The organism is Oleiphilus sp. HI0132 (genome assembly GCF_001635845.1).
In genome coordinates this window covers 1-12,465 of the sequence record NZ_LWGJ01001858.1, presented here as the reverse complement: position 1 = coordinate 12,465, position 12,465 = coordinate 1, and the positions used below count along the sequence as shown (strand labels likewise).

The window sequence follows — 12,465 nt, the reverse complement described above, 5'->3', positions numbered from 1 at the left end:
AAACGAAAATCTTTCTTTTCAACTATATATTCTTCTATTAACGGTTTAGTAAAGCTCGGCCATCCTGTGCCAGAATCAAACTTATCTCTCGATGAGAATAGGGGTTCTCCACTGACGATATCGACATAGATACCTTCACGTTTCTCATCCCAGTACTCGTTATCGAATGGTCTTTCCGTCCCTTCTTTTTGGGTAACTTTGTATTGAAGGTCGCTGAGCTTCTCACGTATCTTGGTATCGCTTGGTTTGCTGTATTGATTAGTCTGTTTGTTTTCGCTCATAGCTTTCCTCTCAAGATTTTCCTTTGTCCAAACTGTTTCCAGATACTGATCTCTACCTGAATTGTAGCGGTAATATTTATATCTTATTGGGTTTCTTTTGAAGTAGTCCTGATGGTAGTCTTCGGCAGGCCAGAACTTACCAGCTTCTATAATTTCTGTCGTAATGGGTTTATCAAATATGCCGCTGCTCTGAAGGGATGCTTTAGAAGAAGCAGCTAAGTTCATTTGCTCACGGTCCAAATAGAAGATTACGGGTCTATATTGCTTTCCTCTATCAACAAACTGTCCGCCAGAGTCTGTTGGGTTAATATGTTTCCAGTAAACATCAAGTAGGGACTGATAATTTGTGACTTTAGGGTCAAATTTTACTAGAACCGCTTCGACATGGCCGGTTTTGCCTGAGGCTACTTGCTTGTATGCGGGTGACTGTTCACTACCTCCGATATAGCCCGACGTGGCGGAAAGTACTCCTTTATGCTTTTCAAAGTCTGCTTCGGTACACCAGAAGCAGCCGCCGGCAAAAATCGCCGTGTCGCTCGCTGAGACAATGGCGCCTTTACTCATGGTGGATGCCCCAGGCTCTTGTGCTGCTTGGGTGATTGCGCTCAGATAGGTAATAATACTAAGCAAACTGACGATCCAAAGTGTTTTTTTCATAAATTCCTACTCTATCGGGATTCTTTTAAGCAACTGTAGAACTTAGGACAAGAGGTTTGCAGAAAGGTTCCAAATCCGTTTTAGATATTTTCTCTTAGTCAGGCCTGTTTTTATCTGAGGGCTAATTTTAGGGAGGTGAATAAATCACTAAACATCCTTTAGAATCCGAAGTTTAGGTCTATACTGCTATTTTATTGACGATAATAATTAATTGAGCCTTACCAGATATGTATAAGTTTCTTTTGAATCTCCGTTTAAAGTATAAGTTTTGGTTGTTAAACGGGGTTTCATTTACCATTGTTTGTTTAATGGTTGCTGCCTCCATTGCAATAAATCATTCTTTCATCTTGGATGAAAGTCGTGAGGACAATGCTGATATTGTCGATAGCTTACTATCTATTTCAAAAGAGTTGGACCCACTAGAGTACCGGGCATTGACAGCAGCTAGTAATAACCTGATTTACCGTGAGTCAGGTCAGCAAGATTATTTTACTGGTAAAAATGTTCACAATTCAATTTCAAGTGAGTCTATCGACAAGGCGCTCGATGCAAAAGAATTGCTTGTTACCTTTGGTGGTGGATGGCTCGATGAGTTCCCTGCCGTGACTCTTACAAAAGCGAGTCTTGACAATGGCGCAATCATTGCGCGTGTAGCCGTTAAACCTTCTTTGATACAAATGTTTAAAGCTCAAGCGCTCAATTTTGCCTCCGTCGTATTTGTCTTGATGTTAGTTCTATTAGTCTGCTCACAGATTTTGATTACCTTCTTTGAACGTCATATTGACAATCTAAAATCAGTTATGAAACATGTTAGGAAGAATGGTGACTTAACTGCAAGAGTAGAAATAGATTGTCTTGATGAAGTGGGCGAAATGGCTGAGGCTTTTAATGCCATGCAAGATAATTATCAAAGTACCGTTAAAGTGCTTATGGATACTGCTGGATCGCTGCATCAATCTGCTGCAAGCCTTCAGGAGAATGCAAATCGAACCGAGCGGGATATGTCTGAGCAACAGCAGGAAACTGCGGCAATTCTAGAGTCAATTGCGCAATTAACAATTGCCGCACAGGAAGTGGCCAGCAGCGCTTCAGAGATGCATGAAGTTAGTTCGTCTGCGGCTGATCTCACTGCTTCGGGCGAGCTAGAAGTCCAACAAGCCAAGGATGTTACACATACGCTAAGTCAGGAGATCGACCAAGTTTCTACTTTGATATCAACCTTGCAAGATGATACGAAGAGAATAGATTCTACAACAAGCGAGATACAGGTAATCTCTGAACAGACTAATCTTTTAGCGCTCAATGCTGCAATTGAAGCTGCAAGAGCTGGCGAATCGGGCCGTGGCTTTGCGGTGGTTGCAGATGAGGTTCGTTCGCTCGCTCAACATGCACATGAGTCGAGCGAGAAGATACAGCAGCTTGTAAATGCAATTCGAAGTGTAACCAGCGATATTATTCGGGTAATGGATCAAGGTACCTCGACAGCAAACAACAGCGTTGAGAGCTCGGAGCGTACGGTTGCTTTATTCTCTGATATCCGCTCCCTAAGTGATCGTATCAATCGCAGTAATCTTGTCGTGGCGTCTGCCGCTGAAGAGCAGAGCCAAACAAGTCTCGCTGTGAGCAATGGCCTAGAGGAAGTCAAAAAAGGAGCCGACCACGTTCTACTTAATGCAATGAGTGTTAGCGAAGACTCAAAGAGGATAGCTGATCTTGCTAATCAGCTTGAAAGCATCGTCGGAAAACTGCAAGTATAAGCTTAAGGTTCTTTCACTTCTTCACGGGCAAATCGCCCGATCTCACGGTCAGTAATTATTGGCGCGCTATCTATAGCAATCGAGATTGTGAACATGCTCGCGACAACAACTGATGCTGGTAATGCTATTAAAAACCAAGGCCAAAACTGCTTATACCAGGCAGTTTGAGGTTTATTATTTGTATCGTTCATATTGTTATATTCCATCTCTGGGTAGGTATTGTGATTACGGTGCTATCTTGGGCTGAAGAATCGAGAACTTTCTTGAACCTTATATATATCATCCTCAATCTTGGTAGAGATTGTAAACTCAAGAGTTTCAATAGGTTTATCTAAAGACGCTACGGGGCTTGCAACGGTTACGGTAACATTGCCAACTTCGCCTGGTGCTATTTTTTGCACTTCATTGTAAGAAACCTTTGCGCCGTCAATTCCGGACACATCAATTTGATATGTTTGCGCATTCTTACTTTTATTCATCACCTTAAAGTTATAGACGTTTTCAATATTAGACGCGTCGATAACGCGGTATAGTGCACCACGATCTCTGAGTACATCAACTGCTAGCGGTGAACGCATTGCAATGGCAATAACAAAGGCAACAAATAAAGCAACTAACAAAATAGCATAAGCGACAATTCGCGGCCTAAGAATCTTAGTTTTTTCGTGATGTAAGGAATGTTCAGTGGTGTAGCGAATCAAACCTTGAGGTTTCGAGACTTTTTCCATTACCTGGTCACATACATCCACACAAGCTGCGCAGCCAATGCACTCATACTGTAAGCCTTCGCGAATATCGATGCCAGTAGGGCAGACCTGCACACATAAAGAGCAGTCAACACAGTCACCTGCCTGGTCGGCCATTTCCTTTCTTTTTTTACCCTTAACTCTTGGCTCGCCACGGTCATCGTCGTAGGAGACAATCAGAGTGTCCTTATCGAACATGGCGCTTTGGAAGCGTGCATAAGGGCACATATATAAGCATACCTGTTCTCTGAGGTAGCCAGAGTTTCCATAAGTCGCAAAACCATAAAATAGGATCCAGAAAGTTTCCCAGGGCCCAAGAGTGTAGGTGCCAGACAGCGTTGTCCACAAAGACGCTGATAACTCGCGTATAGGTGTAAAATATCCGACCAAGGTAAAACCGGTCCATAATGAGAACAGGAGCCATACAAGCTGCTTGGTCCCTCGTTTGCGAATTTTTTCAGCATTCCAGGGCATCTTTTCCAGCTTAAGCTGTGCGCCTCGGTCACCCTCAATAATGCGTTCCATCCAAACGAAGGCTTCAGTCCAGACGGTCTGGGGGCAGGCATAACCGCACCATAAGCGGCCAGCCAAGGCTGTAAAAAAGAATAGGCTGAGCGCAGCCATGATTAATAGCCAAGCTAGAAAGAAAAAGTCTTGAGGCCAAAACGTTAGCCAAAAAATATGAAACTGGCGCTCCGGTAAATCGAACAAAATTGCTTGATGTCCATCCCATGTAAACCAGGCTGCAAAATAGTAAAGCCCGAGCAGTGTAAACATCATTGCTTTGCGAAGCGATTGGAAAACACCTTTTACTTCACGGGTGTGTACCTTTTCATGACTTGCATACAAGTTGCTGTCGGAAGACTTGAAGCGATGTGCAATTTTGTTTTCAATATCCATTAATTAACACCAATGTAAACAGATAGAACTAGATGCCTGCAGGCCTAGGAGCAGCTGCAAGTTGTTTTTGTCTTGAGCCGACTAGTCAGCTTCCTCATCGTAATGTTCTGACAAGGATTTTTGTCGTTTGGCAAGAGGTAGGGCCAATAAGACACAGCTCAAAGCTGTGCAGCTAAAACCAAACACCCAAAAGAGGAAAAAGCCTAATGTATATAGAGCATTTGGGCTAAACTCTACAGGGAAAGTCGCGATACTTGATAACTCTATCGGATCAAATGCTGCGAAGAAAAGCATTGTTGCCAGTGCTGCGCATAAAAAAGACACCCAAGCCATAACACCAAATGAGCGCCAGAAAACTTTCGACTGTAATTCTTCCTCGGGAACAATCGTGCGTAGTTGCGATATGATAATTCGAATCATCATTGACCTCGGATCATTATAAATATTGGTGTAATTCAGCGCCTATATAAATGATTGGGCGCTGAATTACACCTTGATGACAAAGTTATAGAGACAAAATATAAGCTGATAGAACTTTAGCTTCTTGCTCACTAAACAAATGTCTGTGCGACGGCATGTTGCCGTTACGTCCATTGGCTATCGTGGCGTCAATATCTCTTAACAGTCCGCCATATAACCAAATATTGTCAGTAAGGTTGGGCGCACCAAGCAGCTGGTTGCCTTTACCGTCAATGCCATGGCAAGCAGCGCATTGCATATCAAAGCTTGCCTTGCCTTGTTCTGCTTTGGTCGCGTCAGTGGACTGATTGCTTAAGCTAAGCACGTACTGAGTAAGGTCAGATCTTTGCGTGTCATCTAAAATTGCGCCGAAAGCAGGCATCACGCCTTGACGGCCATTTAGAATTGACTGCGAAATCAAATCTGAACTATTTCCGTATAGCCAGTCATCATCTGCAAGATTCGGAAAGCCTTTTGAGCCTTTAGCATCGGAACCATGGCATTGCGAACAGTTATTGGCAAACAAGCGTGAAGCAGTTTTCATTGCTTCAGTATTTGCTTGAAGTTCTTCAGCTGTTTTGCCCTCAAATTGAGAAAAGAAGGCAGCGCGGTCCGCTCTATTCTTTTCCATTTGGGCGTCTAACTGATTAAGTTGAGTCCAACCTAATGAACCTTCGTTATTACCTAGTGCAGGGTAAAGGTACATGTAAATTGCTGCAAAAATAGTTGTCAGAATAAACATGTTAAACCACCACTTTGGTAGTGGGTGATTCAGTTCGGATATACCGTCCCATTCATGTCCGGTAGACTCGACCTCACCGCTCTCATCCGACTTCTTTGAAGAAGTCGCGAACAGTAGCCACATGACACCAACTAGGTTGCCGATGACCAATACACTGATGAAAATACTCCATCCTGTACTCATAATTAGGCCTCACTTTTTTCTTTGTTATTGCAAGTATTCGTTGCAGTGTTATCCAAGGGAAGATTTGCCATTTCCTCGAACGCTTCTTTACGCTTGCCACTCCAGCTCCAGAAGCAAATTCCGATGAACGTAAGCAAAAGCATGCCGGTCATTAAACCGCTTAGTGTGTGCTGTAATTCGCCCATGCTTATCTCCCGTTGTTTGCAGTGCCAAGCACTTGCAAGTATGCAATCAAAGCATCGATTTCAGTCATATTTGCTAGCTGGGCGGGCCCGTTAGCGATTTCTTCGTCTGAATAGGGATGGCCTAGTAAACGTAAGGCTTCCATTTTGCTTATAATGCTATCAGTTTCTGCTGGTGCCTCGGCTAACCAAGGGAAGCTTGGCATATTTGATTCAGGCACCAAATCACGAGGATTGATTAAATGTATACGATGCCATTCATCAGAGTAACGGCCACCAACGCGTGCCAAATCAGGACCTGTTCGTTTCGAACCCCACTGGAACGGGCGGTCGTAAACTGATTCACCTGCAACTGACGGAGGGCCATATCGCAACACTTCATCAGCGAAAGGTCTAACCATCTGTGAGTGACAGTTGTAACAACCTTCACGAATGTAGATGTCGCGGCCCGCTAGCTGAACCGCTGTGTAAGGTTTAACGCCTGGTGCTGGTTCTGTCGTTTGTGTTTGAAACATCAGCGGAACGATTTCAACCAAACCGGCAACACTAATTACTAGGGCAATTAATACACCAAGTAGTGCGCTGTTCTTTTCAATAGTTTGATGATTCATTATGCTGCCTCCTTGTTGGATGCTTCGTTGTCTAACTCGGAAGAACCGATGGTTTTAATTACGTTATATGCCATCATCAACATACCAACCAAGAACATTAATCCACCAAGTACACGTACGACATAGTAGGGGTAGCTAGCTTTGATACTTTCAATGAAAGTATATGTCAGCGTACCGTCGTCACCCATGTCTCTCCACATTAGGCCTTGCATTACACCAGCGATCCACATTGATGCTATATAAAGTACTACACCAATTGTTGCGATCCAGAAATGACTGTTTATCAGCGATTCGCTATACATGCGCTTTTTGTTAAATAGCTCAGGAACAAGCATGTAAACGGAACCGATAGTAATAAAAGCAACCCAACCAAGCGCACCTGAATGAACGTGCCCAACTGTCCAGTCAGTATAGTGAGATAGTGCGTTGACGGTTTTTATCGACATCATTGGCCCTTCAAAGGTCGACATGCCATAGAACGATAGGGATACAATCAGGAACTTAAGGATCGGGTCAGAGCGTAACTTATCCCATGCGCCAGATAGCGTCATGATACCGTTGATCATACCACCCCATGACGGAGCTAATAGAACCAAGGAGAACACCATACCAAGTGACTGGGCCCAGTCTGGTAGAGCAGTGTATTGCAAATGGTGCGGACCAGCCCACATGTAAATAGAGATCAAAGCCCAGAAGTGTACAACTGATAATCTATAGGAGTATACAGGGCGATTCGCACGCTTTGGAACGAAGTAGTACATCATGCCTAAAAACGCCGCAGTTAGGAAAAAGCCAACAGCATTGTGTCCATACCACCACTGAGTCATTGCATCGGTTGCACCCGAAAAGACAGGGTAGGAATGAGTCAGGCTAGTAGGAATAGATAAGTTGTTAACGATATGAAGTACCGCTACAGCGATAATGAACGCTGCATAGAACCAGTTAGCAACGTAGATATGCGAAACGTTTCGCTTTACCAACGTGCCGAAGAATACAACACCATAGCTAACCCAAACGATTGCAATGAGTAGGTCTATTGGCCAGATTAGCTCTGCATACTCTTTGCCTTGCGTAAAACCAAGAGGCAGAGTGATTGCTGCTAATACAATGATTAACTGCCAACCCCAAAAGGTAAACTTCGCCAGACCAGGCGCGAACAGTGTCGTATGACATGTCCTTTGGACTATGTAATAAGAGGTTGCAAAGAGTGCACAACCACCAAACGCAAAGATTACTGCATTCGTATGTAAAGGCCGCAAGCGGCTAAAAGTTAAATACGGTAAATCGAAATTTAGTGCGGGCCATGCAAGTTGCGCGGCGATAAGCACACCGACAAGCATTCCGACAATTCCCCAGACTACCGTCATAATGGTGAATTGCCGAACTACTCCATAATCGTAGTTCTTAGGTTGAATAGGCGTTTGATTCATATGATTCACGTTCCTTATTATTTGCCAAAAGTTGGAAGCAAGCCGATTCTGTAGCGCCTCTACCTACTTTGCCTTGATGTATGTCAAGTGGGGTATATATTTATTCCTTTTATCAAGTGCTTAAGGGGTGGGGTTGATATACATCAAAGTGGGTAGTTTAGATTTTGTACAATTAACTAAAATTGAGAACTGATTGCTATTTTAGTTATGGCCTTTATAGCTTTCTGTAAATGAAATTCGTTATCATTGCTTACGCATTTGAATAACAACAAAACTGCAGCATTCTTCAAATTTGCTATACAAAGTCATCGTCAGCGCCTTGCCCAACTAATTGAATGGATCCTACTTTTGCAAAATTATCTCTCTAGTCTTAATTCCTTTTTCGAGCGAGCTCCGGATTATCTACTTAAGCGCCGTTTGTTTGTCGTCAGCCTCTTCTTTGTTATCTCTGCGGCTTTTATTTACGCAATGGTCACTAAGTTTACGATGGATATGTCCCTCGAAAGCTGGTTCAAAGATGATGATCCAACTAAAGTTTCTTTAGATAAATATCGACAGCAGTTTGGCAGTGATGACGGCATCTATATTGTTTACGAAGCTCAGGATGGAAATGTTTTCTCATCAAAATCTGTAGCCACTATTAGGGCCTTTCACCAGCAGCTCGATGACCACCGGCTTGGACTAAGCAGCGAAGATGTTTCTCCAGAATTTGATCGTGGAATACTTCAGCGAATTGATCAAATTGACAGTTTGTACAATGCGCGGTATCAGGTAGCAGATAAAGACACGCTTATCTCTAAGAAATTGTACGCTCAGGATTATCCAACTAGCGATCTCGAGCTAGAGCAACGAAAATCTATTGCGCTAGGGCAGGACGCTTTTAAGTTAGCGTACTTTTCGCCAGATCATAGATTCGGCGGTATTCGTATAAAAACCGATTTTGGCGTTATCTCTTCCTCAGAACCCCAGGTTGACGAAGGTGTTGATTTACTCCAAGGCGATGAATTTGAGTTTGATGACGCAGCAGTTGAGATAGTGTCAACGGAGCTCAGTGATGAGCCTATTGATTTTGAAGAAATGAGTATGGATGAGTACTTAGTTTTTATGACGTCTCTGCGTACCGTTGCTGCAAAGCCTGAATTCGCTCATTTCAGTTTCCACTTTACAGGCAACGCCGCCATGATGGAGTTTGCCATGAACAATATGGCTCAAGCGTCGATGTTAATGGGCTTAATGCTATTGGCCGTTGTTACCTTGCTGTGGATACTGTTTCGCTCTTTTTCAGCTGTCGTTTGGCCGGTCGTTGTGATTTCGTTTTCGGCCTTCTGGTCTATAGGTTTTCTGAGCGCAATTGGCGTTACTTTGTCGACAATGGTGAGTCTGTCATTCATGTTGATACTGGCCGTTGGAACTGCTGACTGTGTACATGTGCTGAGCGCATATATGCTATACAGACAAGAAGGTGAGGAGCATCGCCCTGCGATGCGAATGGCCTATCGCAAAACCGGCATCCCTATATTTTTAACAACCATCACGACCATGGCGGGTATGATGGCCCTGATGATTAGCGATCTACCTCAAATAGCCATCTTTGGTTTAAATTCTGCCCTAGGTGTCGGTGTAGCTTTCATTTTTACATTATTTCTTTTACCTGTACTACTAGATCTCTGGCATCCGTATCATCTGAAAGCGTCCAAGAAAGCCGAGGCAAAGAAGAGCAAGTATGCGTCGGGTGGAGGTGCAGGAAGAGCAAGTTCGCTTCAACACTTCCTTGATAAAATACCCGCGTACATTAAAAGAAAGAGTAAAGTTGTCACGCTTTGTTATATCGCGCTTTTCGGCTTGTTTGTAATTGGTACGCTTCAAGTAAAAATTGACTCAAATTTAGTCGAATTGGCAAAAGAAGATGCACCGATTCGGGTTACTTACGATTTGGTCGACAAGGAGATGATGGGGGCACAGAATCTCGAGTTTATTGTTGACATGAAATCGTCTGATGCGCTTAAAGAACCGGCAGTACTTAAGGTGATTGATGCCTTCCAGGCTCACTTGGTCGAAACCTACCCTGACAGCGTTGTTAAAACCTTTTCTTTGGCTGATTTCGTAAAAGATACAAATAAGGTAATGCATGAAGGGGACCCCACTTATGATCGCGTGCCGGAAGACCCAGTTCTAGCGGCGCAGCTCCTTTACCTCTTTGATAATGCCAACAGCCGAGACCGAAGAAATGTTGTAAGCGATGACTACTCCAAGACTCATATTTCAGCTCAATTGCGGAACAAGGGCTCGTTCGAATACACCCATTTCTTTGAGCAGGTTCAACTTGACCTAGATCGTTATTTTGAACCTTTAAAGGCTCAGTATCCAGATCTTGAAGTAAGTGTTACAGGTCAGTTAGCCTTAATGATGGAGTTAATCGATCACATCAGCTGGGCACAAATCAAGAGTTTCGCTTTTGCACTGGTTATTATCACAATCTTGTTAATATTCTCTTTAGGTTCTGTGCAAGCAGGGTTGATTTCAATGATTCCTAATCTCCTGCCAGCATTCTTTACCTTCGGTCTGATGGGCTTGCTAGATATACCTTTAGATACGGACACGTTGATTATTGCTCCCTTAATTATTGGTATTGCCGTGGATGACACTATTCACTTTGTTGCACATTATCGAGATGCGTGGTTTGAACTTGGTGATGTTGACGCGGCTCTTAAAAGCACCATCTCAGAAGTTGGCCAGGCGGTAACATTTACTACCCTAGTCTTAGGGATTGGCTTTTCAATGCTTGCCTTCTCAGACTATATGGGACTGGCAAAAACCGGTATTTTTGGTTCATTATCAATCGTAGTTGCTTTGTCTTCAGACTTACTATTACTGCCTGCCTTGATAAGCTGGCTAAAACCAGATTTAGGGCGGAAAAAACATATGGCAGCGCTTGTTCGTCAAGAGGAGGTCGGCGCATGAAAACGATAAGCTTTAAGGTCTCGGCCTTGGTGATGCTAATTGCATTTAGCACACTGTCTCAAGCTGCTAATGATGCGAAAAGTATTATGGAAAAAGTGGATGTAGTTCAGCGAGAAACGGCTGATATGAACTTAAGTCTATCGACACTTTCTTCTTGTCCTTTTCAAATCAAGAGCAAGAAAGTGTCGTGCACCGAGTCAAAACGAATCAAACGATTTGAATCCTACAGCATTCAGGCTGGCGTTAATAAAAAAGACAGCAAAGCTATCTCTATCATTCTAGAACCCGCCCGCGAAAAAGGTGTGGGCATGCTGACATATAGCTACGAAGATGATTCAAGAGATACCGAGTCTTGGTTATACCTGTCTGCCTTGGGGAAGGTGAAACGAATGGTGAGTGGCTCATCTGATGATCAAGAACCAGTCGCTTTCTTTGGTTCTGAGTTTACAACAGAAGATATGGAAAGTGGCAAAACTGATGAATATGACTACAAGATTTTGCAAGAAGGAAAGTACGGTCAAACTCAAGTTTGGGTTATAGAAGCGAAACCAAAGCCTGTGCGTCTAAGAAAGACTAACTATAGCAAGCTACTTCTATGGATTGATAAAGAAAAATTTGTAGCGCTTAAAGTGCAAGGTTACGACAAGCATGGCAAGCTTTATAAGCGCACCCTGATGAAAAAATACGAGAAGCTGTCCGGGAAGTGGCTAGCGCGTGAAATTACGGTCTTTAATCTGCAATCTAAGCGTTTATCAACCATCGTAAATGAACAAGTTGTTCTTGGCGTTGCGCTAGATGAAGCGTTTTTGACCCAGCGTAGCCTCAACGATTTTGCCTTCCGTGAACAGCATTTGTCGAAACTGAGAAAGCACTTTAAGTGATAGTTACTCTAATGCTTAGATTTCTACTAGTCACTTATTTGCTCTCATATTGTGGCCTTGCTATATGTGAAGACTTACTAGAGCAGGATGAGGTCTACGATGATACTAGCTTACTTGCTGAAGAATCACTGTTACTTAGCGATGAATTCGAACTAGGCGAAGACTCGCACGAAAGGCCAGGTTCGTCTTCAGCTATGCTCATAGATATATTTAGCGTGTCTGTCACGCGTGAATTGGCATACGGTCGGCATGTTGAACAGTCAAATATTGGTATGAGGCTTGAGCTGGATACACCCCTTTGGTCGGGTGCGTATGCACGTATAGATTATGAGGTAACACACTTTTTCTCTCCAGATAATCTATCTCGCGACTATGGAGAGCCCTATACGAATAGTGAGTTAAATGAAGCCTGGTTGCAGGTAAGTTTTTCGGATTGCGTTGCAAAGCTTGGACGTCAAACCTTATTCTGGGGGCGAGTAGAGGGTGCTAATGCGCTTGATGTCATATCACCAGTTGACTTCACTAAACCCTTATTGACTGATTTTAGTGATATCCGACTCTCGTCAGAGATGGCTCTTTTTCGCTGCTATCAAAACGATCTTACAGCTGAGCTGTTCTATCAAGAAGATGCTCTGTTGAATCGTTTCTCTCATTTCGAAAGCGAATTAGAAAGTA

General features: G+C 43.3%; 12 protein-coding genes. 4 read left to right on the top strand and 8 right to left on the bottom strand.

Annotation, left to right across the window (positions count from 1 at the left end):
• Nucleotides 1-938: peptide-methionine (S)-S-oxide reductase MsrA (gene msrA, locus A3766_RS28110; protein ID WP_068643428.1), on the bottom strand; the 938-nt coding region annotated here is incomplete at its 3' end.
• Between the two features lie 227 nt (nt 939-1,165).
• On the opposite strand from msrA, the gene A3766_RS28105 reads away from it, so the two are divergent.
• The gene (locus A3766_RS28105) at nt 1,166-2,695 is read left to right on the top strand and encodes a methyl-accepting chemotaxis protein (protein ID WP_068506513.1); all 1,530 of its coding nucleotides are present in this window, start codon (nt 1,166-1,168) and stop codon (nt 2,693-2,695) included.
• A gap of 2 nt (nt 2,696-2,697) precedes the next feature.
• Here the strand turns inward: A3766_RS28105 and A3766_RS31745 are convergent, their stop codons facing one another.
• The 7 genes from A3766_RS31745 to ccoN all read right to left on the bottom strand — a co-directional run bounded on the left by A3766_RS31745 (nt 2,698) and on the right by ccoN (nt 7,948).
• The gene (locus A3766_RS31745; RefSeq protein ID WP_068554747.1) at nt 2,698-2,886 is read right to left on the bottom strand and encodes a FixH family protein; all 189 of its coding nucleotides are present in this window, start codon (nt 2,884-2,886) and stop codon (nt 2,698-2,700) included.
• A 42-nt stretch (nt 2,887-2,928) separates the two neighbouring features.
• The gene (gene ccoG / locus A3766_RS28095; protein WP_068506518.1) at nt 2,929-4,341 is read right to left on the bottom strand and encodes a cytochrome c oxidase accessory protein CcoG; all 1,413 of its coding nucleotides are present in this window, start codon (nt 4,339-4,341) and stop codon (nt 2,929-2,931) included.
• Nucleotides 4,342-4,422: 81 nt separating this feature from the next.
• Nucleotides 4,423-4,764 (bottom strand): hypothetical protein, encoded by a 342-nt coding sequence (locus A3766_RS28090; RefSeq protein WP_156490703.1) that lies wholly within the window; start codon nt 4,762-4,764, stop codon nt 4,423-4,425.
• Between the two features lie 82 nt (nt 4,765-4,846).
• Nucleotides 4,847-5,725: a cytochrome-c oxidase, cbb3-type subunit III gene (ccoP, locus tag A3766_RS28085; protein ID WP_068506521.1), complete on the bottom strand. Its 879-nt coding sequence runs from the start codon at nt 5,723-5,725 to the stop codon at nt 4,847-4,849.
• 2 nt (nt 5,726-5,727) lie between these two features.
• A complete protein-coding gene (locus tag A3766_RS28080) occupies nt 5,728-5,910 on the bottom strand; it encodes a CcoQ/FixQ family Cbb3-type cytochrome c oxidase assembly chaperone (RefSeq protein WP_068506528.1) in 183 nt (60 codons plus the stop codon).
• 2 nt (nt 5,911-5,912) lie between these two features.
• Nucleotides 5,913-6,518 carry a cytochrome-c oxidase, cbb3-type subunit II gene (gene ccoO, locus A3766_RS28075; RefSeq protein WP_068506531.1) on the bottom strand — a complete coding sequence of 202 codons (606 nt, stop codon included), beginning with the start codon at nt 6,516-6,518 and terminating at the stop codon, nt 5,913-5,915.
• Nucleotides 6,518-7,948 (bottom strand): cytochrome-c oxidase, cbb3-type subunit I, encoded by a 1,431-nt coding sequence (gene ccoN / locus A3766_RS28070; RefSeq protein WP_068506532.1) that lies wholly within the window; start codon nt 7,946-7,948, stop codon nt 6,518-6,520. The genes ccoO and ccoN overlap by 1 nt, the downstream gene beginning before the upstream one ends.
• Nucleotides 7,949-8,296: 348 nt before the next feature.
• Between ccoN and A3766_RS28065 the strand changes: the two genes are divergently transcribed.
• From A3766_RS28065 to A3766_RS28055, 3 genes are all read left to right on the top strand, one after another.
• On the top strand, nt 8,297-10,909 hold the full coding sequence (locus A3766_RS28065; RefSeq protein ID WP_156491928.1) for an RND family transporter: 2,613 nt from the start codon (nt 8,297-8,299) through the stop codon (nt 10,907-10,909).
• Nucleotides 10,906-11,790: an outer membrane lipoprotein-sorting protein gene (locus tag A3766_RS28060; protein WP_068506535.1), complete on the top strand. Its 885-nt coding sequence runs from the start codon at nt 10,906-10,908 to the stop codon at nt 11,788-11,790. Before A3766_RS28065 ends, A3766_RS28060 begins: the two co-directional genes overlap by 4 nt.
• A gap of 11 nt (nt 11,791-11,801) precedes the next feature.
• Nucleotides 11,802-12,465, top strand: a 664-nt coding sequence (locus A3766_RS28055; protein WP_156509213.1) for a DUF1302 family protein, incomplete at its 3' end; no start/stop codon positions are given.

Excerpts from the sequence above, each read along its gene's own strand:
- A3766_RS28105 (WP_068506513.1), top strand. The coding sequence starts at position 1,166 with ATGTATAAGTTTCTTTTGAATCTCCGTTTAAAGTATAAGTTTTGGTTG.
- A3766_RS31745 (WP_068554747.1), bottom strand. The coding sequence starts at position 2,886 with ATGAACGATACAAATAATAAACCTCAAACTGCCTGGTATAAGCAGTTT.
- ccoG (WP_068506518.1), bottom strand. The coding sequence starts at position 4,341 with ATGGATATTGAAAACAAAATTGCACATCGCTTCAAGTCTTCCGACAGC.
- A3766_RS28090 (WP_156490703.1), bottom strand. The coding sequence starts at position 4,764 with ATGATGATTCGAATTATCATATCGCAACTACGCACGATTGTTCCCGAG.
- ccoP (WP_068506521.1), bottom strand. The coding sequence starts at position 5,725 with ATGAGTACAGGATGGAGTATTTTCATCAGTGTATTGGTCATCGGCAAC.
- A3766_RS28080 (WP_068506528.1), bottom strand. The coding sequence starts at position 5,910 with ATGGGCGAATTACAGCACACACTAAGCGGTTTAATGACCGGCATGCTT.
- ccoO (WP_068506531.1), bottom strand. The coding sequence starts at position 6,518 with ATGAATCATCAAACTATTGAAAAGAACAGCGCACTACTTGGTGTATTA.
- ccoN (WP_068506532.1), bottom strand. The coding sequence starts at position 7,948 with ATGAATCAAACGCCTATTCAACCTAAGAACTACGATTATGGAGTAGTT.
- A3766_RS28060 (WP_068506535.1), top strand. The coding sequence starts at position 10,906 with ATGAAAACGATAAGCTTTAAGGTCTCGGCCTTGGTGATGCTAATTGCA.